The following is a 26062-nucleotide window of genomic DNA, read 5'->3' as shown; positions in this document are numbered from 1 at the left end:
TTTTTTTGCCTGGCGTGTTTACCTGCCGTTTTGCCTGCTGTTTTGCCCGCCGTCCCGCCGCAAAATCGGCCCTGTCCGGCAAGAAATACGCAGCCCCGCTATCATGCTCATCCAAAAGCATCATTCCAAGAAAGCTGTACCGCATGAAATCTGCAAGCTCCTCCGTCGATGCCAGCACCCTGCTGAGCTCCACCCGCATCCTGTTGTTCGCCCTGTCCGCCGGCGTGCTCGTCGCCAGCCTGTACTACGTGCAGCCGCTCACGTCCATGCTGGCCGCCTCGTTTGGCGTGAGCGTGCCGCAAGCGGGCTACCTGGTGACAGCGACGCAGATCGGCTACGTGCTGGGCATCGTCTTCCTGGTGCCCCTCAGCGACGTGCTGAACCGCCGCCAGTTGCTGACGTGGATGCTGATCGCCAAGATCGGCGCCCTGCTGCTGGCCGCTACCAGCCAGAATATTATCGTCTTTGCCATCGCCAGCGTCTTGATGGGGATCACGGCCAGCGCATTGATGGTCGTCACGGCCATGGTCGCCTCGTATGCGCCCGATCACAGCCGGGGCCGCATGGTGGGCACCGTCATGACGGGTTTATTATTAGGCATCTTGCTGGCGCGTACCGTGTCCGGCACGGTGTCGCAGATCAGCGGCGGCTGGCGCACCGTCTACGTGCTGGCCGCCATCGTCGTGGCCGCCCTGCTCCTCATGCTGCGCCGCATCCTGCCGAACGAGGCGCCACGCGGCAAGCTGCAATACGGAAAATTGATGGCCTCGCTGGCCGACATCATCCGCCAGGAACCGCTGCTGCGCCAGCGCGCCCTGTTCTCGGGCCTGGGCCTGGGCACCTTCAGCGTGTTCTGGACGGGCCTGACCTTCTTGCTCAGCGGCGCGCCGTATCATTATTCGGAAATGCAGATCGGCCTGTTCGGCCTGGCCGGCGCCACGGGCGCCTTCGCCGCAAATACGGCGGGCCGCATGGCCGACCGCGGCTATGCACGCCAGGCCACCTGGCTGCTGGCCGTCGCCTCGATCGCGGGCTGGGCCCTGATCGGCTTTGGCGCCCATTCGCTGGTGCTGTTGTTGATCGGCATCGTCCTGCTGGACATGGGCGTGATGGGCTTGCAAGTGACGCACCAATCCATCATCTATAAACTGGCGCCGCATGCGCGGGCAAGGGTCACCACCGTGTTCATCGCGGGCGGCTTCATCGGCGCGTCGGCAGGCTCGGCCCTGGCCAGCGCCAGCTTTGCCGCCGGCGGCTGGCCCGCCCTGTGCATGGTGGGCGGCGCCATGCCGCTGTTGATGCTGCTGGTGTGGAGCAAGTACCGGCATACGCAGCGCAGGCTGGAACGGGCAAGCGCCACCTGAACCAGCGCGAAAAAAAACCGCTCAGCCGAGCGGTTTTTTTACGTCCTTACTTCGCCTGCTCGCGCGCCTTGCCGAACGCATCGCCCGCCTTCCAGGCCGGCATCTTCGCGCCATTTGCCACGGCTTGCCCCAGGTTCAGGGTGAACTGCGCCTGCTGCGTCATACCGGACAAATCCCAGCTGGCATTGTACTCATCGGTGACTTGATGGTAGCGGGGGCCGTAGGCGGCCGCCTTGGCTTTCGATGCCTCGACATCCTTGATGTACTCGCGTCCGCCATTGATGGAAAACGCGGGCACGCCTGCCTTGGCAAAACTGAAATGGTCGCTGCGGAAATAACCGCCGGCCAGGTCGGGACGGGCTGGGGCGATATGCATGCCCATGGCTTTGGCCGTTGCCGCCGCCATCGCTCCCAGCTCCGTGCGCTCGCTGCCCTGCGCGCCGATGTCATGCGTGGCGCCGACAAAGTTCAGACTGTCGAGGTTCAGCGCGGCGGCCGTCTTGTCCAGGGGCCACAGCGGATCGGCCGCATAGGCGGCGCTGCCCAACAAGCCTTGTTCCTCGGCCGCCACCCACAGGAAGATCTGCGTGCGCTTCGCCGGCTTTTTCACGGCTTCCTGCGCCATGGCCAGCAAACCGGCCGTGCCCGAGGCGTTGTCGACGGCGCCGTTGTAGATGGTGTCGCCCGCTTTTTCGTCACCCTCGCCCTGCTTGCCCAGGTGGTCCCAGTGCCCGCTGTAGATGACGGCCTCATCCTTCAATTTGGGGTCCGTGCCCGGCACCATGCCGGCGATATTGAATTGCTCCACCTTGCGCACGATGGACTTCATCTCGCCCGACAGCTTGGCGTTCAAGGCGACGGCCTTGAAGTCCTTGTTTTCCGCCTGCGCGCGCAAGGCGTCCAGGTCCTGCCCGCCGGCCGCAAACAGACGGCGCGCCGCGTCTTCCTCGATCCAGCCCTGCAGCGGGGTGCCGGCCGTGCGGTCGGCCAATTGAAACCGCTCGCTGCCGCTCCAGCTGTTCTGCACCACGCTCCAGTCATACGAGGCCGACGGTTTCGTGTGGATCAGCAATACGCCCGCCGCGCCCTGGCGTTTGGCTTCCTCGAATTTGTACGTCCAGCGGCCGTAATAGGTCAGCGCCTTGCCGGCGAAGCGGTTCGGATCAAGCGCAGTCGGCTGCGGGTCGTTGACCATCATGACGACGATCTTGTTTTTGACATCGACACCCTTGAAATCGTTCCAGCCTTCTTCCGGCGCCGTGATGCCGTAGCCGACGAACACGAGCGGCGCATCGAAGGTATGCGCGGCAACGGAGTCGCCCGTGGCCCAGACCCAGTCCGGGCCGAACGCCAGCGGCACGGCCTTGCCGCCCGCCACGGCTTGCAGGCTGCTGTCTTGCGGCAAGGATTTCACGCCGGCAATCTGCACGCTCTGGCGGTAGCTGTTGCCGCGCACGGGTTTCAGGCCCGCCATCTGCGCCTGGGTTTCCAGGTAAGCCACCGTCAGGTCGGCGCCGCGCTGGCCCGTGCCCCGGCCTTCCAATAAATCGTTGGACAGGAAGGCCAGGTGGGCGCGCAGCGGCGCTTCCTGCACCACGGGCAAGGCAGTGGCGGCTTGGGCGGAAAACGCCAGCGCAGTCAAGGCGAGGGAAGAAAACAGCTTCTGCATAAGATCCTTTGGGTAAGAGGAGGAAAGCGGTCCGGCGGATGGCCGAGCCGGCGATTGTATGCCATGGGCAAAGATGGATCAAAATGCGGACGAAAAAAATCCCCGCGGCAAGGGCGGGGATGGGCGATGGAAGCTGCGTCAGACCAGCAAGGCGGCCGCCAGCGATTCGATTTCCTCGGCCGATTCGTCGAGGATGGTGTGCAAGGTGCTGCCGCCGATGCCGAAGTCGATCTTCGCGGCCGCCTGGCGCCGCGCGGCGCTTTCCGGCGGATGCAGGGGCGAGCCGACAGGCGACAGATCGTTGGCCAGCACCAGGGTCGCGCCCAAGGTGCGGGGCGGGAACGGGCTGCCGCCGTGCCACATGCCTTCCACGGCCTGCAAGACCATGTCCGGTACTTGCAGCTGGCGCAGCACGCCGCGGCCGATCAGCTTTTCGCCGTATTCGATCCAGTCTTCGGTATTGTCGTCCAGCAAACCCGGATATTCCTCGGCGCGCGACAGCAGATAAAAGCCGCCCACTTCGTGCACGATGGCGGCGAACATGGCCGTTTCCACGTCGACATGCGTGACTTTCCGCGCGATGACCTGGCTCAGCGCGGCCACGTGGGCCGTGTGTTCCCACAGCTTGGCCGCCTTGGCGCGCAATTGCGGGTCCGTGATCTGGCTGCCCAGCTGGCGCACGATGACGGACGCCACCATCGACTTTAACGTGGCAAAGCCCAGGCGCGAGACAGCCGCGCGCACGTTGGCGATTTCATTGCCGGAACGGTTGTAGGCGGCCGAGTTGGCCAAGGCCACGACCCTGGCCGACAGCAGCGGCTCGGCCATGACCATGCGGGCGGCCGCTTCGATATGGCAATCGGGGTCGTCCAGCGCTTCCTGCAGCTTCAAGGTGGCCTTGACGTTGGCGGGGAACGTCAGCTCGCCCTTGCTCGCTTGCAGCGCGATAATCTTGAATACTTCCAGTCTATCCATGGGTCAATCTCCGGTACGGGCTTGTTCAAGCTCTGCTCTGTGGGTGGGCCGGGAACGCGCATGTATCCCCGGCCCTGCTCCCGTTTCCGGCAATATTACAGCAAGTTCAAACTCAAACCTATTACTTTCCGGAAACTTTCCCTGCCACGCCTTCGACAAAATAATCCATCTTCGTCAGCGCTGCATCGTCCAGCACGCCTTTGTCCAGGCGCACTTTGCCATCGTTATCCTTGATCGGCGCGCTGAAAGGATTGAGCTTGCCAGCAACCAAGTCTTTCTCGCGTGCCAATACAAACTGTTTCACGTCGGCCGGCACGGCGGCGTTGATGCCTTCCAGCTTGACCATGCCATCCTTGATGCCGCCCCAGGTGCTGCTGGACTTCCACGTACCGTCCAGCACGGCCTGCGCCTGCTTCGTGTAGTAGTCGCCCCAATGGTGGGTGACGGCGGCCAGCTGCGCCTTCGGCCCGTACTTTTTCATGTCCGAATGGTAGGCGATCGCATACTTGCCCTTCTCTTCCGCCGCCTGCACCACGGCGGTCGAGTCCGTGTGGTGGGTGACCACGTCGGCGCCCTGGCCGATCAGGGTGATGGCCGCGTCGCGTTCCTTGCCCGGATCGAACCAGCTATTCACCCACACCACTTTCACTTCCGCCTTGGGGTCGACGCTGCGCATGCCGCGCGTGAAGGCGTTAACTCCCTGCAACACTTCGGGAATCGGGAACGCCGCCACGTAGCCGGCCACGTGGGTCTTGCTCATCTTGCCCGCCAGCACGCCGGCAAGGTAGCGGCCTTCATAAAAACGCGCATTCGTGTTGGCCACGTTGGGTCCCGTTTTGTAGCCAGTCAGGTGGATGAACTTCACATTAGGAAATTGCTTCGCCACTTTCAAGGTGGGATTCATGTAGCCGAACGAAGTCGTGATGACCAGCTTGCTGCCCGTTTGCGCCAGGTCGCGGATCACCCGTTCCGCATCGGCGCTCTCCGGCACGTTTTCCACAAACTTGGTGGTGATCTTGCTGCCCAGCGCCTTTTCCATTTCCTTGCGCGCCTGGTCATGCTGGGTGGTCCAGCCCGCGTCGCCGATGGGGCTGATATACACGAAGCCGACGTTCAGCGGCACCGTCGCGGGAGCGGCGGCCATGACGGGCATCAAAACAGCACTGCAAACGGCGGCGCATACTAGTTTCTTGGACATGGTTTTCCTTGTGGTGAGTGATTAATTTCCGGGATTGAAATTTTTCCCCAACGAAGCGGGCATGTTGAGCTTGATGTAATTGGCATTGCTGGAAATGAGCACCAGCACGACGATGGCCGCCAGGTAAGGCAGCATCGACAGCAGTTGCGACGCGATGGGCACGCCCAGCGCCTGCGCGTGGAACGTCAATATCGTGATGCCGCCGAACAGGTAGGCACCGCCCACCACGCGCGCCGGGCGCCAGGTGGCAAAGGTGGTCAGCGCCAGCGCGATCCAGCCCCGCCCCGCCACCATGCCCTCGACCCACAGCGGTGTGTACACGAGCGATAAAAAGGCGCCGGCCAGGCCGCAGCAGGCGCCGCCGAACAGCACGGCCGCCAGGCGGATACGGCGCACGGGGTAGCCGAGCGCATGCGCGGACGCTGGCGACTCGCCCACGGCGCGCAGCACCAGACCCGCCCGCGTGCGGTACAAGAACCAGGCGATGGCCACGCACAGCAGTAAAGACAGATACACCATCGGATGCTGGCGGAACAGTGCCGGCCCCAGCACGGGAAGGTCTTCCAGGTAAGGGATGCCGAAGCGGCCATTCTGCAAGCTGTTGCCCACATACTTCAGGCCGATATACGTGGACGCGCCCGCGCCGAACAGCGATAAAGCCAGGCCCGTCGCGTACTGGTTCGTGCCCAGCCATACGGTCAGCCAGGCAAAGAAGCCGGACAGTACCATGCTGGCCCCTGCCCCCGCGAGAAAGCCCAGGGTGGGGCTGCCCGTATTGACGGCCACGGCAAAGCCCGTGATGGCCGAGACCAGCATCATGCCTTCCGCGCCCAGGTTCACCACGCCCGCCTTTTCATTCACCAATAAACCGAGGGCGGCCAGCATCAGCGGCGTGCCCGCATTGATGCTGGCGGCGATCAGGGGCGCGATGGTGAAAGCCAGGTTATCCATGTTTTCTCCAGCGCAGTTTGTATTGAATCAGCACGTCGCAAGCGAGCAAGGCAAACAGCAAGATGCCCTGGAACACGCCCGTGATCGCGCTGGGCAAGCCGAGGCGCGATTGCGCCAGTTCGCCGCCGATATAAAACAGGGCCATGACGAAGCTGGAAAAAATCACGCCCACGGGATGCAGCCGCCCCACGAAGGCGACGATGATGGCGGCAAAGCCGTAGCCGGGCGACACCGTGGGCGTGAGCTGCCCCATCGGCCCAAGCACTTCGCAGGCGCCCGCCAGGCCGGACAGGGCGCCGCAAATCAGCAGCGACGACCACAAGGTCTTGCGCGAGGAAAATCCCGCATACCGGGCGGCGGCCGGCGCCATGCCGCCCACGCGCAGGCGAAAACCGGCAATGCTCCTGGATAAGTACAGCCAGCCGCCCAAGGAAGCCAGCAAGGCAAATACGATGCCGATGTGCAAGCGCGTGTCGCTGATCAGCATCGGCAACAGCAAGCCGTCGGACAGCAGTTTCGATTGGGGAAAATTAAACCCTTCCGGGTCGCGCAGCACGCCATACACGAGATAGCTGAGCAGCAATTGGGCGATATACACGAGCATCAGCGAGACGAGGATTTCGCTGGCGTTGTAAAGGTCGCGCAGCCAGGCCACCAGGCCCGCCCACGCCATGCCGCCCGCCATGCCGGCCAGCAGGGAAATACCGATGACGGCAGTACTGCCCACGCCATCGTCCAGGTACAGGGCCGCCGCGCCGCCGCAGATGGCGCCCAGGGTCAGCTGGCCTTCCGCGCCGATGTTATAGATGTTGGCGCGAAAGCAGATGGCCAGGCCCACGGCGATCAAGAGCAGGGGCGCCACTTTGATGCCCAGCTCGGACCAGCCGTGCGCGTCGCGCAAGGGTTCGACAAAGAAGACGGCCAGTCCCGCCAGCGGATCGTGTCCCAGCGCAAGGAACAACAGCGCGCCGCACAGCACGGTCAGCAGCACGGCCAGCACGGGCGACAGCCACGACATCAACCGCGATGGGGCAGGCCGGGCTTCCAGCCGCAAGGCGAACTTAGCCATGGGCCGTCCCCTTCGGGTACACCTGACGCTTTTCCAACCGCAAGGCGAACTTAGCCATGGACTGCCTCCTGCGGCCACAGCCCGCTCATCCATTGCCCCACCTGCGCCACGCTGGCCTCGCCCACGTCCAGCGATGGTGAAATCTTTCCTTTCGCCATCACCAGCAAGCGGTCGCTGATCTCGAACAATTCATCGAGTTCCTCCGAGACGACCAGCAGCGCGCAACCCGCGTCGCGCAGCGCCAGCAATTCCGCGCGGATTTGCGCGGCAGCGCCCACGTCCACGCCCCAGGTCGGCTGCGCCACCACCAGCACCGTGGGCTCGCGCATGACTTCGCGACCGACTATGTATTTCTGCAAATTACCCCCAGACAAGCTACGCGCCAGCGCCTGCGGCCCGCCTGCCTTCACCTGGAAGCGGGCGATGATGGCGGCCGCCCGTTGCGCGATGACCTTGTAGCGCACGAAGCCGTGGCGGATGGTGGCGGGGGTCTGCAAGCTCAATAAGACGTTGTCGGCCAGCCCCATGTCGGGCACGGCGCCGCGTCCCAGCCGTTCTTCCGGCACGAAGCCGAAGCCGAGGGCGCGCCGGCGGCCCGGCGGCAAGCGCCCGGCAGCCGTGCCGTTCAGCACGATGCTGGCCGGAGCCGCGCGCATGTCCTCGCCCGACAGGGCCGCCAGCAATTCCTGCTGGCCATTGCCGGACACGCCAGCGATGCCGACGATCTCGCCCGCGCGCACGTCGAAATTGATATCGATCAATTGCGTGGCGAACGGATGGCTCTTCGGCAAATGCAGATTGCGCACGCTCAACATGGCGGCGCCGGGCGTGCGCGCCACGCGCGTGACGGCGGGCGGCTCGGCGCCTATCATCATGCGCGACAGGCTGGCCGCCGATTCCTGCGAGGGGTCGCACACGCCCGCGTTCTTGCCGGCGCGCACCACCGTGCACGTATGGCACAGGGCGCGGATTTCGTCGAGCTTGTGGCTGATGTACAGGATGCTGCAGCCTTCCGCCGCCAGCTGGCGCAAGGTGCTAAACAGTTTTTCCACGGCGCCCGGCGTCAGCACGGATGTCGGCTCATCGAGGATCAGCAGTTGCGGCTTGGCCAGCAGGGCGCGCACGATTTCCACGCGCTGGCATTCGCCGACGGAAAGCGTGTGCACGTGGCGCTGCGGTTCCAGGTCCAGGCCGTACTGGCGCGCCGTCGCTTCGATGCGCTGCGCCAGCTCCGCCATGTTGGTACCGGCCGGCAAGCCGAGGGCAATGTTTTCCGCTACCGTCAAAGTGTCGAACAGGGAAAAGTGCTGGAACACCATGGCGATGCCGAGCGCGCGCGCGGCCGAGGGGTTGGCGATTTCCACTTCACGGCCATTCCACAGAATGCGGCCGCCGTCCGGTTGCACGGCGCCATAGATGATTTTCATCAAGGTCGATTTGCCGGCACCGTTTTCGCCGAGCACGGCGTGAATTTGTCCGGGCGCCACGGTGAGGTGGATGCCGTCATTCGCCACCACGGACGGATAGCGCTTGCTGATGTCGTGTAATTCCAGGCGTGCCGTCATTGTTTTTTTCGTGCCTCGCTGCAAGGTCGCCGGCATCGTCGCCGGTGGAGAAATTCAAGCTGTTGTCTCTATCGTATCGGCATCCGCGGCGCTTGGGGGATGACGCGGCGGCGCGCATTTCCATTTCCACAAAAAAACAACACCTGTATACAATTTTGAAAAAAATTATCAGCTTTACAGCGGCCGCCTTGCCCCGCAAGGGCGAGAAGGTGCGATGATTATATGCAAGAACTGATAGTAAGTATGCAGATAAGACATATCGCCCGACGCGGCGCTTCTCGCATCATGGATTGAACGGCGCGCAATATGCCATCGCCGCGCTTCATGCGCTAGTGGGCCAACCCCTGCGCCCAGCCATCCCAGTTCCCGTTTTCCAACACCGCCATCAGGAGCCGAAAGTGCCAAAAACCATACCGTGTCTGTTGCTCTGCCTTACTACCACCCTGGGCATGGGCGCGACCGCCCAGGCTGCCGAATGGAGCGATACCGCACTGAGCTGGCGCGCCGGCAATGACTACCGCGAGCCGTTCAATCCGGACGACATCAAGAAAAACATCTTTGCCATCACGCACGCCAGCGGCTACAAATACGGCAGCAACTTCGTCAACCTCGATTTCCTCATGTCCGACAGCAAGGACCCCGGCGCGCTCGGCAAGACCTCCGGCGCGCAGGAGGCATACCTGGTCTACCGCAACACCATCGACATCGGCAAGGTGCGCGGCAGCGACATCAAGTTCGGCCCCGTGCGCGGCGTCGGCGTCACCCTGGGCTTCGACGTCAACACGAAAAATGACGTCGGCTACAACTCGCGCAAGCGCATGCTGGTGGCCGGCCCCACGCTGATGTGGGACGTGCCCGGCTTCTTCAACACCAGCCTGCTGTTGCTGCGCGAAAGCAACGCCCCCAGCGGCGCCTTCCCGCCCATCTCGCAAGTGACGGGCCGCTACACATATAAAACGCACGCCATGCTGACGGGCGCCTGGGGCATCCCCTTGTCGCCGCTGTTCTCGTTCGAAGGCTTTTTCAACCTCATCGACTCGAAAGGCAACGATGAAGTGGGGCGCGACACGGCGGTGGAAACGAATATCGACATGCAAGTGATGTTCGACGTGGGCGCGGCCCTGGGCAGCGCCAAGAACACCTTCCGCGTGGGCCTGGAATACCAGTACTGGAAGAACAAGTTCGGCAACTCGCCCGCCACCACGGGCAACGTGGGCCAGACGGCGAAGACGCCGATGATACGCGCGGAGTACCATTTCTAAGAATCATTGTCACGCATCAACACCCACGGTCGCGCCTGATGCCAGCATGAAGCTTTCCTGCTGGCGGAGAGCGCGACCGTGGAACAACTGCTGCCGTATTACGAGCGTGAGCTGGGCCTGTTCCGCCAGTACACGCGCGAGTTTTCCAGCCGCTATCCGAAGGCGGCCGGGCGCCTGCTGATCGCCGGCGAGACGTGCGAAGACCCGCACGTCGAGCGCCTGATCCAGTCCGTCGCCCTGCTCACGGCCAGGGTCGCCAAGCGCCTCGACGACGCCTATCCGCAATTCACCCACGCCCTGCTCGACACCCTGTATCCGCACTATCTGCGGCCGTTTCCCGCATGCTCCATCGTGCGCATCGCCGCCGACGAAGCACCGGGCGGCGGCCAGCTGGCCCAACTTGCGCACGTCCCGCGCGGCACGGTGCTGCGCTCGCAGCCGGTGCAAGGCGTGGCCTGCAAATTCACCAGCGCGTATGACGTGACCCTCGCGCCGCTGGCCATTTCGCGCCTGCATTTTTCAGCGATCATCGACGCGCCGCCAGGCCTGCGCCTGCCCGCCGGCGCCAGCGCCTTGCTGAGCATTCAGTTCACCGGCACCAGCGAGCAGTACCACCTGGACCAGGCCGGCTTTTCCAGCCTGCGCCTGTTTGCCGATGGCGAACCGTCCGTGCGCGCGGCGCTGCTCGACGCCCTGTTCCTGCGCGGCGCGGGCGCGTACGTGGCGCTGGACGAATGCGGCCCGTGGCAAGCCGTCGACGGCACCTTGCTGACGCCAGCCGGCTATGCGGACGACGACGCGCTGATCCCCTTTTCCGCCCGCTCGCACCCGGCCCTGCGCCTGCTGACCGAGTACTTCGCGTTTCCCGAAAAATTTCATTTCATCGATATCGACTGGTCCAGGCTAGCCGCCCTGCTGCCGAAACAGTGCCGCCAGTTCACCTTGCACCTGCCGCTCAAGGGCGTGCGCAGCGACAGCCACGAGGCGCGCCTGCTCTCCGGCGCCAGCCGCGACAACCTGCTGCTCGGCTGCACGCCCGTCGTCAACCTGTTCGCCAAGTCCGGCGTGCCGATCCGCCTCACGCACACGGAGCCCGACTACGCGCTGGTGGCCGATGCCACGCATGCGTTTGCCTACGACATCCACAGCATCGAGAGCGTCACCGTGGTGCGCAAGGACGAAGCCAGCGAGCGCCTGAGCGCCTTCTTGCCGCTGTATGCCTCGCTGCAAGGTTCTCAGGCAGAGCATGGCCCAGAGCAAGGACAGTATTGGCTGGCGCGCCGCGACGAAGCCGTGGCCGCCATCAGCCCCGGCCATGAAATGCGCCTGAGCCTGATCGACCCGCAATTTTCGCCGGGCAGCGCGACCTGCGCCACCGTCTCGACGCAGCTGCTGTGCAGCAACCGCGACTTGCCCACCCACCTGCACTACGGCTTGCCCGGCGGCGACTTGCTGGCTGAAGACGTGCCCGACGGCATCCCCGCGCGCTTCCTGCGCAAGCCCACGCCCAGCATGCGTTTCCTGGCGGACACGCACTGGCGCCTGATTGCGCACCTGTCGCTCAATTATTCGAGCCTGACGCAAGCGGGCCTGGGCGAATTCCAGAAAATGCTGAGTCTGTACGACCTGCCCCGCTCGCCCACCACGCAACGGCTGATCCAGGGCATCGTCACGCTCGAGCACGGCAGCACGCGCGCGTGGATGCCAACGGTGCCGTTTCCCACCCTGATGCCCGGCATCGCCATCCGCCTGGGCATCGACGAGCAAGCGTTTTCCGGCTGCAGCCTCTTTATTTTTGCGCAGGTGCTGCAGCGCTATTTCGCCCTGAACAGCCAGCTCAACTGCTTTAGCCAACTGACGCTGCTGTCGCACCGCAGCGGCGAGGAAATCCTCCGATGCCCGGAACGCAGCGCCGACGCCACGCCAGCGTAATCCAGCAATTGCTCGACGCGCCGCAGCGCTTCGAGTGCTTCCAGGCGCTGCGCCTGCTGCTGGCCTGGCTGGCCGCACACGGCGTCGATGAGCACACGGCGCTGGCAAAGTTCGTGCGCTTCGACAACAGCGTCTCGCTGCGCTTTCCCGCCAGCCAGGTCGAGGCACTCGCGACCGGCGGCATAGCCGATGCCGATGCCCTGCTGCAGGCGCTGCTGTCGGGTCAGTTACCCCATATCCACCTCACGCCCACCTTCATGGGCCTGCTGGGCTGCCAGGGCAGCTTGCCCAGCCACTACTCGGAGCACATTGCCGCGCATCAATACAGCGAGCGCGACACCAGCGCGCGCGCTTTTCTCGACCTGTTTTCCAGCCGTGCCGTGGCCCTGTTTTATCAGGCCTGGCAGAAATACCGCATCGAGCAGGCCGGCCACAGCGGCAAATTCCTGTCGCGCCTGCTGGACCTGGCCGCATGCCAGTCGCTCCAGGGCCAGGACGAGGCGGTGGCCGGCCTGTACAGCGGCTTGCTCCAGCAACGCAACGTCTCGTCCATCGTCATGGCGCGCATCCTCGCCGACCGCTTCGGCGTGCCCTGCCACATCGACGAGGCGACGGGCGCCATGGACATGCTGGCGCCGCGCGAACAAACGGCGCTGGGCATGGAAAACGTCGTGCTGGGCCAGCGCGCCCTCGTCGGTGCGCGCTGCCGCCGCCCCGACCTGGCCGTGCGCCTGCGCCTTGGCCCGCTCACGGCGCAGCAGCACGCCAGTTTCCTGCCCCGTGCCCCGGCCAGCCAGGCGCTGCGGCACATGCTGATGCTGTTCGGCCAGCCGCTCGTGCGCTACGACATCGTGCTGGTGCTGCGCGCCAGCGAGGTGCGGGGGATGGCGCTGACGGCCGCGCCACAAGGCGGCCTCGGTTGCAACAGTTTCCTCGGCGATACGGCAGCGCCGTGCCACCGCGATGACATGCATTACGAAATGCAATTGATGCCCTCATTCAACGATTGATCCTTGCGGCCGCGCAAAAACGCTTGTGTTCGCTATTGCTACAGTCGGCCAACGATCCCTACCGTGAAGCGATGCACGATGAGCCAGTTCCCCGATACGACGGCGGCATGCACGGCATTAGTGGACGACATGCAGGGCCAGCGCCTGCTGCGCCTGCACTTTCCGCATGGCGACGGCCCTGCCGGCATCCAGTTCCTGGCCAACAGTCTGGCTGCCAGCGAAAGCCTGTCGCGCGACTTTTCCTATGTGGTGGAAGTGCTGTCCGATAATGCCAGCGTCGCGCTCGACAAAGTGATGGGCAAGATGGTGACCGTCGAACTGGTGCGCGAAGACGGCACCTTGCGCTACTTCAATGGTTACGTGTTCGAGTTCCGCTTCCTGCGTGCGGACGGCGGTTTCGCGTTCTATGAAATGGTGCTGGAACCGTGGCTGGCGCACTTGCACTTGCGGCAAAACAATGTCGCCTTCCACGGCGTGACGGTGGCGGCGCTGACGGACAAGGTCTTCGATGACTACCTGATGCGCGACTACAAGCTGGCCGCCGGCGGCCCGGATCCCGCCATCACCTACACGTGCCAGCACAACGAGAGCGACCACAACCTGCTGCACCGCCACTGGGAGCAGCTGGGCTGGCACTACCGCTACGAACACCGCCCTGACGGCCACACCTTGTGGCTGTCCGACGACAGTACCACCGGCAAGCCCATCGATGGTGATCTGAGTGAAATCCCCTTCCAGCATCAGGCCGGCTCCCTGGAAGACGATGGCGTGCATCAATGGAGCACGGTGCGGCGCATGGCGCCTAGCCAGATGACGGTGGCCAGTTTCAACTTCAAGAACCCGCGCAGCGCCCGCGCCAGCCGCGACTCGCTGAACAGGCAGGGTGCCGTGCCATCGCTGGAAGTATACGAAAACACGGGCAGCTACGGTTTCAAGGATCTCGACGATGGAGAACTGCTGGCCCGGCGCCGCATGGAAGAGGTTGACGCCCAGGGACAGCTGTTCGAGGCGCAAGGCAACGATCGCACGGCACAACCAGGGCGCTGGTTCACCCTGGGCGGGCATTTCGACAGCGCAAATTCCGGCAAGGGCGCTGGCGAATACCTGATCCTGTCCGTGCACCACTACGCCAGCAACAACTACCAGCAAGGGCACGGCGCCACCTCGCACTACAGCAACACATTTACGTGCATCGCCCGCGCCATCCCCTGGCGCCCCGGCCGCAATTTCCATAGCCGCGAGCCGAAGATCTACGGCGTGCAGACGGCCACCGTGGTCGGACCGCCCGGCGAGGAAATCCATACGGACGGTTATGGACGGGTGAAGGTGCAATTCCACTGGGACCGCCTGGGCACCTTCGACGACAAGAGTTCGCCGTGGATACGCGTAATATCGAACTGGGCCGGTCCGAATTTCGGCCATATCAGCCTGCCCAGGGTGGGTATGGAAGTGGCCGTCCAATTTCTCGACGGCAACGTCGCCATGCCCATCGTCATCGGCTGCGTCTACAACGCGCGCAATATGCCGCCATGGGACTTGCCAGCGAACAAGACGCAAAGCGGCATGCTGAGCCGCTCGTCAAAAAAGGGTTCCGCCACGCACGCCAACGCCTTGCGCTTCGAAGACCGCAAGGACGCCGAAGAACTGTGGCTGCATGCGGAAAAAGACCAGCGCATCGAAGTCGAGCACGACGAATCGCACTGGGTCGGTAACGACCGGCGCAAAACCGTCGACCGCGACGAAACCGTGCACGTCAAGCGCGACCGCACGGAAACGGTGGACCACGATGAAGACATCACCGTGCACAACAACCGCCGTGAGCGCGTCGACCACGACGAACACATCGACATCGGCGACAACCGCCGCGAACACGTGGGCGGCAACGAGCAGGTGCAGATCGACGGCCACCGCTCGGAACGGGTGACCCTGGCCAAGGATGAAACGATCGGCCTGGCCAAGGTGCTGACCATCGGCGCCGCCTACCAGACCACCGTCATCGGCGCCATGAACACCACGGTGGTGCTGGCGCAGGCGGAGCAGATCGGCCTGGCGAAAAGCGTCATCGTCGGCGCCGACAGCACGCTCACGGCCAACGATTCGCACACGATGACGGTGGGCACGTCCAGCATCACCATCACGCCCGGCCGCATCGAAATCGTTGCCGATGAAATCATCATCCGCGGCAGATCCAAGGTGCAGATCCACGGCGACGACATCGACAACAACCCGGGCTGACGATGAACGACGCCGGCACAGCCCATTTCAACATCCCCAACCTGCTGTTCGACAACCGCACGCCGCACGCGGCCAGCCAGTTCGACATGGTCGACCAGTTTGGCGCAGCCTTTCACGTGGTGGTGGCGCGCATGGGCTACACGCTCGGCCCCTGCGGCGCGGATGGTGTGGCCAGCCTGCTGCCCATGGCGCGCCAGTCGTCGCTGGCTACGGAAGACCGGCACCTGCACGACGACACGCAGGCGGGCACGGTGCAGGAGAGCGACTTCGCGCCCTACAAGCCGCGCTGCGACGTGATCGTCAATGGCGTGGCGCACGCGCCGCGCGGGCAGGCGATGCCGCAATTTCTTGTCAACCTGAAAGTGCAGTCGGAAAAGAAGACCCTGATCGACAAGACCCTGCAGGTGTGCGGCGAGCGCGCTTTCCGCAAGAAAGCGATCCTCACGCGCCTGGCGCAAGGCTGCGCCCGCATTGCCACGGCGGGCTTGCTGCGGCCCAATCCGTGGCACTTGTCCACGCCTGAACCGTTCCTGCAATTGCCGCTGCACTATGCCTATGCGTATGGCGGGCAATGCCGCATCGAGGCCGACGACTGCAACGCGGCGAAGCACGATTCCTGCCAGGCCAATCCGCTGGGGCGCGGTTTTGCGCGGCACTGGTATCTGGATGCGAAACAGATCGATGAGGTGCCCGCCCCCCGCATCACGCAGCCGTCGCTGCCGTGCACGGCCGCCCAGTTCTGGCAAGGCGCCGGCGGCAAGGAGTTGCCACCGCCAACGGGGCTGGCCGTTATCGGCCGCGGCTGGCTGCCGCGCCGCGCGCTGGCGGGCCACATCGCTGTCAAGGACAAATGGGACGCCGATGAAGTCCCAACTTTGCCGGAAGACTTCGATTTTGCCTACTGGAACAGCACGCCGCCCGACCAGCAATGCCCGTACCTGGCGGGACTGGAACAATTTACGCTGACCAATCTGTGCCGCCACGACCATCCGTCGGCCCGCATCGACCCGCGCGGCAACACGGTGTTGCGCTTCGCCCTGCCGCAACAAGTACTGTGCCTGCTGCTGGCGGACAAGAACGATCAGTTGCTCGTCTGGCGCCTGGCCATCGATACGGTGCTGGTCGACCCCGAGGCGGCCACTGTGGAGCTGGTGTGGCGCGCCATCGTGCCGGCCGACGCGGGCCAGGTAGAGTCGCGCCTGCTGCACGTAATGGAGCCGGCGCAGATCGCCCGCATAGCACTGCTGGAACAGGCGCAGGAAGCACTGGGCAAGGCGGCCGAGCAAGGCAAGAAACCATGACGAATGAAACCGTCACCAAGGCCTCGCGCTTCTATTGCGTCAGCCTCAGCCCCGACATTTGCAAGACGCCCGTCGGCTCCAGCACGCCCCCTATTCCCTACAACATCATCGGTGAATTTGCGGAAGCACAAAACGCCTCGCCCAACGTCAAGTCGCACAGCGAGCCCGTCATCCTGCACCAGCGCAGCATCATTCCCACCGTCAAGGGCGACGCGGCCGGCAAGGCGGGCGGCGTCAAGAGCGGCACTGTCGGCAAGCAGGTCGACACCAAGGTCGCCAGCCCGATCCACCGCGCCAACGGCGCCAGCCTGGTGCAGATGGGGCGCGAAGTATGGATGAATTCGCGCAATACCGTGGGCAAGATTTATGAGCGCGGCGCGGAGGCGGCCAAGCCCGTGCTCAAGGAACTGAAGGCGGCGATACGGGAAGCGGCAAAAGAGTACAAGGAGCATGGCTCCAAGAAAATGCATGGCGCCGCCGAAGACATGGTGGACGCGGGCGGCACCGTCCTGACAGGCAGCGCCGTATTGGGCGTGGCTGGCGTTGGCGTGGCGGCAACGGGAGTCGGCGCCCCCGTTGCCGCCGCGATGGAAGCGGGGGCGGCAGCGGGCGCGGTGGCCGGCACGGCGACCGTTGCCAGTGGAACGGCAGTGGAAGCCTCTGCCACGGTGCTCGACCAGACGGCCGATTACATATTGACAGGCAAGACACCTAACTTGCTCAATACCGCTGCGGACATCGGCATGAATATCGCAGGCAACGTATTGCAGGCGGCAGTATTCAGCAAGGTTCCTGGCGGAAAAATACTGAGCAAGTTTCTCGGCAAAAAAACGGCGCCGACCATCAACAAGGTCAAGGACAAGCTGGTCGGCAAGAAACCGGACAAGCCGCCCCCAAAACTCGACAAACCGCCCCCAAAAAACGGCGGTGACGACGGCAAGAGCCGCGGCAAGAAAGAGCCGAAATCGGAACCGCCGTCCGACTGCTGTCCCAAGGATAGCGGCCCCGCGAAAAAACCCGCCAAGGGCCGCAAGCCCGTGCATTTCGGCACAGGCCAGGAAATCCTGTACCAGACGGATTTCGCGCTCGAGCGCAGCATTCCCATCGCCTGGACGCGCTGCTACCGCTCCGGCGCCGAATGCGAAGACTGGGGCTTGCTGGGCGCGCGCTGGTCCACGCCCTACACCACCAGCCTGTCGCTGTGCGAAGCCGGCATCGTATATCACGACGACAGCGGCCGCGCCCTGCGCCTGCCCCGCCTGGAAGCGGGCCAGCAGCACGACAGCCGCAAGGAAGGTTTTACGCTGACGCGCGACGGCGCCGACACTTTTACCATGCTGTGGCGCGACGGCAGCGTCGACCGCTACGCGCGCGCTGAAAGCGGCTGGCTGCCGCACGGCTACGACGGCGTCAACGCCATGCTGGCCCCGTCCGCGCCGATTGCCGCGCAGCGTTTTGCGCTCCTGCGCAGCGAAGGGCGCGATGGACGCGGCATCAGCATCGACCGCTTGATCGATGCCAAGCCGGGCGAAGTACTGCTGCGCCTGCGCAGCGACGATGGCGGCGTGCTCGAAGCCATGCGCGGGGAAGCGGAACAGGCCATCCACATCGGCAGCATCGACGAGATATTGCCCGACGGCAGCCGCCTCTGCCACGTCCGCTACGCCTATGCCATCGAGACGAACGATGCGCTGCCGCCCTTCCCACCACGCCACAACCTGGTCAGCCAGTCGAATGCGCTGGGCGACACGCGCCGCTATGCCTACCGTCACCACCTGCTCACGTCGTGCAGCAGCTACACAGGCTTTGCCTACGAACTCGATTGGATCAGCCTGGACGCGCTGCGCGCCCGCTGGCGCGGCTCGCCATTGAGCGAACAGGAACTGGCGCAGCGCCATCCCGTCACCGTGGCCAACAGCTACCAGGCGCGCGCCATCGCCACGCGCGCCCGGGATGGCAGCGAGCACACGCGCATCGATTACGTGGACAACGACACGAGCCGCGTCACGGAAAACGGCGGCGTCCTCGAATACACATTCGACGCCAACTGGCTGGTCACCGAAGTGCGTCGCGTGATCGACGGCAAGGCCGCCTCGCTGGGCCGGCGCGAATGGGACCGCGATGGCATGCTGCTGGCCGATATCGACGCCAACGGCGCCGCCACCCGCTACGCCTACGATGCAGCCGGCAACCTGACCCGCAGCATCGATGCCAAGGGCAACAGCAGCAGCATCGGCTACGACGGCAAGAACCAGCCCGTCGCCTTCACGGATGCGCTGGGCCACACCACCTTGCGCGAATACGATGCGGCAGGCCGCCCCGTCAGCATCACCGATGCGCTGGGCCACGTCACGCGCTACCGCTACGACCAGCGCGGCCAGCTGGTGGAACTGATCGACGCCAGGGGCGGCAGCAAGCATTTTCAGTACAGCCGCCAAGGCTGGCTTACCGCCTACACGGATTGCTCCGGCCACACCAGCGAATACGCCTACGACACGCTGGGACGGCTGGAAGCGGCCCGCGATGCGCTGGGCCATGCCACCCGCTACGAATATGACGCGCTGGGCCGGCTGATCCGGCTCACGGCACCCGACCAAACCGGGGAACACTACGCCTACGATGCGGACGGCAATCTGGTCCTGCACGTGGATGCTGGCGGCCTGCAGACGCGCTACCGCTACAACGGCCAGGGCTTGCCCGTGGAGCGCACGGACGCCATCGGCCAGACGGTGCAGTACCGCTACGATGCCGCACTGCAACTGACGGAATTGATCAACGCCAAGGGCGAAAGCTACCGGCTCGCGTATCACGCGGAAGGCTGGCTGGCATCGGAAACGGGCTTCGACGGCAAGCACACGCAATACAGCTATGACCAGGCCGGCAACCTGACCGCCACCGAGTGCGGCAGCCAGCGCACGCAGCTGCTGCGCGACGCGCTCGGTTTGTTATCCGTCAAGACCACGGCGGACGGCGTGGTGCGCTACGCCTACGATGCGCTGGGGCGGTTGACAGCCGTGTCCGCGCCGCAAGCCGAACAGCGCTTTGTCCACGATGCGCTGGGCCAGCTGACCGAAGAGCGCAGCGCATATTTTCTGCAATCCCTGCCCGACGCCGGCAGGCTGCCCAACGCCCCGCGCGCGCCGGACGCCAGCTTTGTCATGACGCACGCCTATGACAAACTGGGCAACCGTATCCAGACGGTCTTGCCGAACGGCCGCCGCATCGATACCCTGCGCTACGGTTCCGGCCACTGGCATGGCGTGCTGTGGCAAGGCCAGACCGTGGTCGATGTCGAGCGCGACAAACTGCACCGCGAAAAACAGCGCACTTTGGGCAACAGCGGCTTGCTCGCCACGCGCCAGTACGACCCGCAATCGCGGCTCACCCAGCTGACCCTGGCACGCGGCGCCGACGCACCCGCGCCCGTGCGCGAACGCCGCTTCGAATACGATGCGCAAGGCAACCTGACCACCATCTTTCAAGCGGGCGCCACCACTGCCGGCCCGCTTGGCAGACTCAGCTATACCTACGATCCCGTCGGCCAGCTGCTGGCCGCCGTGCAGCCGGGCCTGGCGGAACGCTTCGCCTTCGACCCCGCAGGCAATCTGGTCGACAAGGCTCCCGCGCCCGGCAACGTCCTGAAAAACTACGGGGATACCGAATACGCTTACGACGAGCAAGGCAACGCCACCGGCAAGCGCTTCCATCCGCCGGGCAGGGAGTCGACCTGGAGCGACCTGGAACTGCACTACGACGCCGAAAACCGCCTCAGCCACGCCAGCAGGACGGAACGCCAGTCGCGCCACCGCGCCCGCTACTTTTATGATGCCTTCAGCCGCCGCATCGCCAAGCGGGTAGAAGAAGCACGCTGGAGCAAGCAACAAGACATCAACAAAGACCAGCCCGCCCGCACGAGCGCCACCACCACCGTCTTCGTCTGGGACGGCGACACGCTGGCGCAGGAACTTGGGCAGGAAGAAACGGTCATATACCTGTACGAGCCGGACAGCTTCGTGCCGCTGGCCAGAATCGCTTCGCCAGCCTGCCGCCAGGCAAGCGCGGTACATCTGCCGCGCGTGACGCAATGGGATTTACCCGCCACCCGGCAGGACGCCGAACTGCAGGCGGCGATTGCGCAAGAACAAGCGGACACCGAAGCGCTGCATGTCTCGGCATGGCAGTATGCCCTGGCAGCAGCCGACGGTGCGGCAGCACACGACCGCATCACCCACTACCACTGCGACCACCTGGGCACGCCGCGCGAACTGACGGATGCGCAAGGGAACGTGGTCTGGAGCGGGCGCTACAAGGCATGGGGACGCCTGCTGCACGTCGAGGGAGAAATCAAGCAGCCGCTGCGGTTTCAGGGGCAGTATGAGGATGGGGAAACGGGGCTGTTTTACAACCGTAATCGGTATTATGAACCGAATTGTGGGCGTTATGTCAGCCAAGACCCGATCGGCCTTTCCGGCGGACTGAATGGTTATGCGTACGCACAAAACCCCATCTACTGGAACGACCCGCTAGGGCTGGCAAAATGCAAAGTCATCATCAGTGCCGCGGACGAAATAAGAAATTTGCCCGCATTGCACAACATGCTCCCCAGCAAGATCAGAAATATTTTACGGAACAGAGGATACACGATGGTAGGTTCCAGAAATAATGCAACAGGATCAAATACAGCAGGACAAGTCTGGACAAAAAATCTGCCGGACGGATATACAGCATCAGTGCGAATTGATCCAGCGGAAAGTCGCTCACCACCACTAGGACGTGCTGATGAAGTACCGCACGCCCATAAAGAAATTGTCCCTACGTCCAGCGTATCAAACGGAAATTATGGGCCTCCAAGGCTCTCCGGATCACTCTTATGCGACGATACTGGAAACATCGCGATGCAAGGTGATTTTAAAGGAATGCATATTGAGATAAAAAAAGGAAAATTAAAATAATGAAAAATACCTCAATAAAAAATACAGTATTAAACTCAGAAAACATGGATAACTTAGACATTAAAAACATACTAAAAATACTTAAACAAAAAGAAACCGAAAACAAATTAACCAAAGAACAAATTGAAATTATAAAAAAAATTGGAAATTCCGAAAAAGACAAAGAAATTGTCTGGAGTTTGCTTTTTAAAATAGACCCAATAGAAAAAATACTCAATATTACAAAACAAGAAACGCAAAAAATTTATACCTTTGAAGGACATCAAATTATCTCAAATGAACTACGTCATGCGATAGCATATGTATTACTAAAGTCAAATAATGAGGATTTTAAGAAAATAATTCACAAACTGACGTCAAGCAAATCTAACGCACTGAAATTAATAGCATCAGAATACTATCTATACAAGAAAAACAATCACAAAGCAATTGAAATACTTCTGAAAATTCTAGAGGATGAAGAAATAGATCACAATATTTCAGATGCAATAGATATGCACATATCAAGCTGCACAAATTCCGAAATGCTATCTTTTATTGAAAAAAAGATAAAATCCGACATTGGAAACAAAAAAACAAAGGAAATATTAAATTACGTATTATCAATCATGAAAATCTCCATGAAATAAAATAATAATTCCGACAATACTTCACAAGTCGCCAACTTGAAAAAATTTTCAATTTAAATACGCTCGACTACAGTAATGCATCAGCACAACACACTCCAGCAAGTTTGACTTGAACCATTTCATCAGCGATACTTAATATGGAAGCATTAATTTTGTGTGTTTTACTATTTTCCTGATTCTATTTTTCCTGAATGATATCCTTACACGGAAACCCTCCCTACATCGGCCGCTTCGCCCCCTCCCCCTCCGGTCCCCTGCACATGGGCTCGCTTGTTGCCGCCATGGCCAGTTATCTCGATGCCAAGGTGCATCGCGGCACGTGGTTGCTGCGCATCGAAGACCTGGACTATGACCGCAATGTCGAGGGCGCCGATCTGGGTATCCTGGCCAGCCTGCAGCGCTGCGGCATGCACTGGGATGGCGAGGCGACGTGGCAGAGCCGGCGGCTGCCGCTGTACGAGGCGGCGCTGAAACAGTTGCAGGACGATGGGCTCGTGTATGCGTGCGGCTGTTCGCGCAAGGAGATCCAGGATTCGGTGCTGCAGGCGGGCGCGCCCAAGGGGGGCGTCGCCGTGTATCCGGGCACCTGCCGCCATGGCTTGATGCCGGGCAAGGCGGCGCGGGCCTGGCGGCTGCGCGTGCCGCAGGGAGCCGATGCGGTGTACTCTTTTACGGACCGCTGGGCTGGTCCGCAGCGGCAAGACCTTGCCAGCGAGGTGGGCGACTTCATCGTACTGCGCGGCGACGGCTTTTGGGCGTATCAGCTGGCCGTGGTGGTCGACGATGGCGCACAGGGCGTCACGCAGGTGGTGCGCGGAGCGGACTTGCTCGATTCCACGCCGCGCCAGCTGTATCTGCAGGATGTGCTGGGCTTGCCCCATCCCGGCTTTTTGCACGTGCCCGTCGTCACCAATGACAGCGGCGAGAAACTGTCGAAGCAGACGGGCGCCCTCGCCTTCGACACGGGCACCGGTGCGGCAGAACTGCTGGCGTCGGCGCTGCTGCCGGCTGCCCGCTTCCTCGGTCTCGACGTGCGCGCCGACGACGTGGAAGACTTCTGGCGGCAAGCCGTGCCCGCCTGGGCGCAGCGGCTGGCGCGCCTTCACGACCACGCATAAAAAAACCCGCCGCGGCGCGAGCCGTCGGCGGGTAGCAATGCAGGCGCCAGCACATTGCCGGCGCCTGGAACCGAACACTTAAGAAAACCGTAGCGAGCGGCGGTGAGTTGCGGCCGAGAAGCGCAGCTGTGCTTTAGCACAGTGAGCATCGCAGGCCGCAAATCACGACGCGCAGTAGGTTTGCTTATGTGTTCTTAGAAGTTGCCTTTAAATTGCACGCCAAATTGACGCGGCTCATTGATGAAGCCCGTGCGGTTGTTGAAGTCGATGGCGCCCGTGATACGCTGGGTGTCGGTGATGTTGCGGCCAAACGCGGCCACTTCATACTTGCCGGCATCCCAGGTGTAACCCACGCGCAAGCCGCCTTCGACCATCGGCTTGCCGGTGAACTCGGTGGATTCATACAGGAAGAAATTGATCTTGCTGCGGTAAGCCCAGTCCGTGAAGACGAAGAATTCGCCGTTTTCCATCGGGATCGAATAACGGCCCGTGGCGGTGATCGTCCACTTCGGCGCTTGCGGCAGAGGGTTGCCATTGATGATGGCGAAGCCGGCGGTGTTTTTCGGATCGGTCACGGTGCAGCTGCGGCAGGTGGCCACCGACAGGGATGGATCCTTGATTTCCGTGAAGTTGTAGCTGCCGCCCAGGGACATCTTCAGGCTAGGCGTGACAAAACCTTCCAGTTCCAGTTCCGCGCCACGGCCATTCGTCTTGGCTGCATTGATCAGACGCGTCACGTTCGAGGTGCCGCCCACGACCGTCAGTTGCTGGTTTTTCACCTGGTAGTTGTACAGGCTGAAAGCAACGCGGGCGCGGCGCTCGAACAGGTCGGCCTTGATGCCCGCTTCGAACGAGGTGATGGTTTCCGCATCGGCCACGGTCACAGACACATCCTTGCTGGCCGGGGCGATACTTGGCGCGCGGAAACCGGTGGCGATACGGCCGTAGAAGTTCACGTCCTTGTTGTACTTGTAGGTGCCGCTCAGATCCCAGTTGACCTTGGCCTTGCTGACATCGGCGCTGGTGGGGGAGATTTGCTTCACGCGGTCCGCTTCGACCGTGTTGAAATCCTTCTTGTCCTTGGTGTAGCGCAAGCCGGCACGCAGCATGAAGTCATCGTTGACGGCATAGTTGACGGAACCGAAGGTGGCCCAGGCCGTGTTTTTCTGGCGGCTGGCCAGGTGCGAAACGAGCGCATGGTCGCTACCGCCGAAGTTATCCGTATAGCCGTTGGCATCTTCGTTGAAGTAGTACACGCCAGCCTGCCAATTGAGCGGACCGGCATTTTTCGATTCGGCGCGGAACTCCTGTGAGTATTGTTTCACGCTGCTGATGCCGCCAGCGGTTTCCACCGGGAATGGAATCGCTGGCACCATGCCTGGTGCGCCACCGTCGATGTCGCCATGCGACACATACTTGCCCACGCGTTCGAAACCGGTGATCGAGTACAGCTTGACGCCGTCGAGTTCCCAGCTCAGGCGGGCGCTGGCGCCATTGGTGCGCAGCTCCTGGAAGTTCAGGGCATCGGTGTAGGATTTGGTCGGATCGAAACCGTCGGCCAAGTCATTCGTGCCAAGCTTGATGGCGTTGGCGAAGAACACGCGCGCGCTGCCCGTGGTGCTGCGCTGATGCACGTTGAACAAGGCGTTGAACGTGCCGTTCGGCGCATACATCAATTGCACGCGTTCGGCGTGTTCGTTGTAGCCGTCCAGCGCGTTTTTCTGGCCCGTAAACGTGTTGTCGACGTAGTCGTCGCGGTGCTGACGCAAGGTCGAGACACGCATGGCCCATTCTTTGCTCAGCGGCACGTTGACGGCGCCGTCGAAATTGGTCGTGTTGTGCGTGGCGGCGGAAACGTTGTAATAGCCTTCAACCTTGTCCAGCTTCGGCTTGACGGATTCGAACTTGACCACGCCGGCAGGCGTATTGCGGCCGAATAAGGTGCCTTGCGGGCCGCGCAGCACTTCCACGCCAGCCACGTCGAAAATCGGATAGCCCTTGAGGATGGGATTTTCTTGCACGACATCGTCGTAAATCAGGGAAACAGGTTGCGATGCAAAGATGTTGAAGTCGGTATTGCCGTAGCCGCGGATGTAGAAGCGGGGGAAGGTGCGGCCATTCGACGATTCCACGTTCAGGCTCGGCACTTTGCCGGCCAGCACGCGAATGTCTTGCCCGCCCGATACCAGCACGTCGAGCTTCTCGTCGCGCAGCAGCGACACGGAGACGGGCACGTCGCGGATATTTTCCTTGCGGCGCTGCGCCGTCACGGTCACGGTTTCCAGCTGGCTGGCGGCAGGGGTCGTATCAGCAGCGACTTCATCAGCATAAGCCGAGCCGATAGGCAAGGCAGCGGACAGTGCCAGCATAGCAGCGCTTTTGGCGCACAAACGCTTGTGCATCTTGGACATCTTGATCATGTTGTTTCCCAGAAGTTTAAAAAAGAATTGCGAAACCTGTCTCCGGGTTATGTACGGCGCTGGATGATCGTTTGCACCATTTCGGTGCAACAGCGCGAGCGGATGTTTCTCCGCTCTCGGCGTCACTGGCTCTGCCCTGGCTGTCGTCCAAGCTGACAGCGGTTCTGGCCGCATCTCCGGGATGTCTGATGAACACCAACTTTTAAGTAAGGCGCCAATTTAATTCAAGCGCCTTATGCGCTGCAAGAATATTGTTATGTAAAATATTCATTCATCAACATAAAGGCCAGACTAGTGGTTATTCAGCCACAATAGCGTGCTCGCCTTGCTATTTCTTCCAATGCCATGCCGCGTGACGCACCTTTTTGCCTGGCCAGCCGAAAGCGGAATTGCTGCCCTGCGAGACAGCCCC

Annotated in this window: 16 protein-coding genes; 9 read left to right on the top strand and 7 right to left on the bottom strand. The window is 62.3% G+C overall.

Features of this window, described 5'->3' with window-relative positions; genetic code table 11:
• Nucleotides 1-143: 143 nt before the first annotated feature.
• Nucleotides 144-1364, top strand: a complete 1221-nt coding sequence (locus tag BZG29_RS06935; protein ID WP_077400457.1) for an MFS transporter — start codon at nucleotides 144-146, stop codon at nucleotides 1362-1364.
• 46 nt (nucleotides 1365-1410) lie between these two features.
• Here BZG29_RS06935 and BZG29_RS06930 read toward each other — a convergent pair whose 3' ends face one another.
• The 6 genes from BZG29_RS06930 to BZG29_RS06905 all read right to left on the bottom strand — a co-directional run bounded on the left by BZG29_RS06930 (nucleotide 1411) and on the right by BZG29_RS06905 (nucleotide 8791).
• Nucleotides 1411-3033 (bottom strand): M28 family peptidase, encoded by a 1623-nt coding sequence (locus BZG29_RS06930; RefSeq protein ID WP_077400454.1) that lies wholly within the window; start codon nucleotides 3031-3033, stop codon nucleotides 1411-1413.
• A gap of 138 nt (nucleotides 3034-3171) precedes the next feature.
• Nucleotides 3172-4008, bottom strand: a complete 837-nt coding sequence (locus tag BZG29_RS06925) for an HDOD domain-containing protein (RefSeq protein ID WP_077400451.1) — start codon at nucleotides 4006-4008, stop codon at nucleotides 3172-3174.
• Between the two features lie 121 nt (nucleotides 4009-4129).
• A complete protein-coding gene (locus BZG29_RS06920) occupies nucleotides 4130-5206 on the bottom strand; it encodes a BMP family ABC transporter substrate-binding protein (RefSeq protein WP_077400448.1) in 1077 nt (358 codons plus the stop codon).
• A gap of 21 nt (nucleotides 5207-5227) precedes the next feature.
• On the bottom strand, nucleotides 5228-6157 hold the full coding sequence (locus BZG29_RS06915) for an ABC transporter permease (protein WP_077400445.1): 930 nt from the start codon (nucleotides 6155-6157) through the stop codon (nucleotides 5228-5230).
• Nucleotides 6150-7226 (bottom strand): ABC transporter permease, encoded by a 1077-nt coding sequence (locus BZG29_RS06910; RefSeq protein ID WP_077400442.1) that lies wholly within the window; start codon nucleotides 7224-7226, stop codon nucleotides 6150-6152. Before BZG29_RS06910 ends, BZG29_RS06915 begins: the two co-directional genes overlap by 8 nt.
• A gap of 50 nt (nucleotides 7227-7276) precedes the next feature.
• A complete protein-coding gene (locus BZG29_RS06905) occupies nucleotides 7277-8791 on the bottom strand; it encodes an ABC transporter ATP-binding protein (RefSeq protein WP_077400439.1) in 1515 nt (504 codons plus the stop codon).
• 449 nt (nucleotides 8792-9240) lie between these two features.
• On the opposite strand from BZG29_RS06905, the gene BZG29_RS06900 reads away from it, so the two are divergent.
• The 8 genes from BZG29_RS06900 to gluQRS all read left to right on the top strand — a co-directional run bounded on the left by BZG29_RS06900 (nucleotide 9241) and on the right by gluQRS (nucleotide 23230).
• Nucleotides 9241-10053, top strand: coding sequence for an outer envelope protein (locus BZG29_RS06900; RefSeq protein WP_077400436.1), 813 nt, complete (start codon nucleotides 9241-9243; stop codon nucleotides 10051-10053).
• Between the two features lie 78 nt (nucleotides 10054-10131).
• A complete protein-coding gene (gene tssF / locus BZG29_RS06895; protein WP_077400433.1) occupies nucleotides 10132-11985 on the top strand; it encodes a type VI secretion system baseplate subunit TssF in 1854 nt (617 codons plus the stop codon).
• Nucleotides 11949-12995: a type VI secretion system baseplate subunit TssG gene (gene tssG, locus BZG29_RS06890; RefSeq protein WP_077400430.1), complete on the top strand. Its 1047-nt coding sequence runs from the start codon at nucleotides 11949-11951 to the stop codon at nucleotides 12993-12995. The genes tssF and tssG overlap by 37 nt, the downstream gene beginning before the upstream one ends.
• Nucleotides 12996-13073: 78 nt before the next feature.
• Complete coding sequence (gene tssI / locus BZG29_RS06885; protein ID WP_077400427.1) at nucleotides 13074-15230, top strand: type VI secretion system Vgr family protein; 2157 nt, start codon at nucleotides 13074-13076, stop codon at nucleotides 15228-15230.
• A gap of 2 nt (nucleotides 15231-15232) precedes the next feature.
• Nucleotides 15233-16531 carry a DUF2169 domain-containing protein gene (locus BZG29_RS06880; RefSeq protein ID WP_077400424.1) on the top strand — a complete coding sequence of 433 codons (1299 nt, stop codon included), beginning with the start codon at nucleotides 15233-15235 and terminating at the stop codon, nucleotides 16529-16531.
• Nucleotides 16528-21483 carry an RHS repeat-associated core domain-containing protein gene (locus BZG29_RS06875; protein ID WP_077400421.1) on the top strand — a complete coding sequence of 1652 codons (4956 nt, stop codon included), beginning with the start codon at nucleotides 16528-16530 and terminating at the stop codon, nucleotides 21481-21483. The genes BZG29_RS06880 and BZG29_RS06875 overlap by 4 nt, the downstream gene beginning before the upstream one ends.
• A complete protein-coding gene (locus BZG29_RS27660; RefSeq protein WP_150130821.1) occupies nucleotides 21483-22112 on the top strand; it encodes a hypothetical protein in 630 nt (209 codons plus the stop codon). The genes BZG29_RS06875 and BZG29_RS27660 overlap by 1 nt, the downstream gene beginning before the upstream one ends.
• Before the next feature lie 260 nt (nucleotides 22113-22372).
• Nucleotides 22373-23230 (top strand): tRNA glutamyl-Q(34) synthetase GluQRS, encoded by an 858-nt coding sequence (gene gluQRS / locus BZG29_RS06870; protein ID WP_253192807.1) that lies wholly within the window; start codon nucleotides 22373-22375, stop codon nucleotides 23228-23230.
• Nucleotides 23231-23424: 194 nt separating this feature from the next.
• On the opposite strand, the gene BZG29_RS06865 is transcribed toward gluQRS, so the two are convergent.
• Nucleotides 23425-25650, bottom strand: a complete 2226-nt coding sequence (locus tag BZG29_RS06865; RefSeq protein WP_077400415.1) for a TonB-dependent receptor — start codon at nucleotides 25648-25650, stop codon at nucleotides 23425-23427.
• Nucleotides 25651-26062 lie beyond the last annotated feature (412 nt).

Source organism: Janthinobacterium sp. LM6 (assembly GCF_002002885.1).
GTDB classification, from domain to species: domain Bacteria; phylum Pseudomonadota; class Gammaproteobacteria; order Burkholderiales; family Burkholderiaceae_D; genus Janthinobacterium; species Janthinobacterium kumbetense.
Note: the sequence above shows the minus strand (reverse complement) of the source record. Positions and strands in the feature narration are given on the sequence as shown.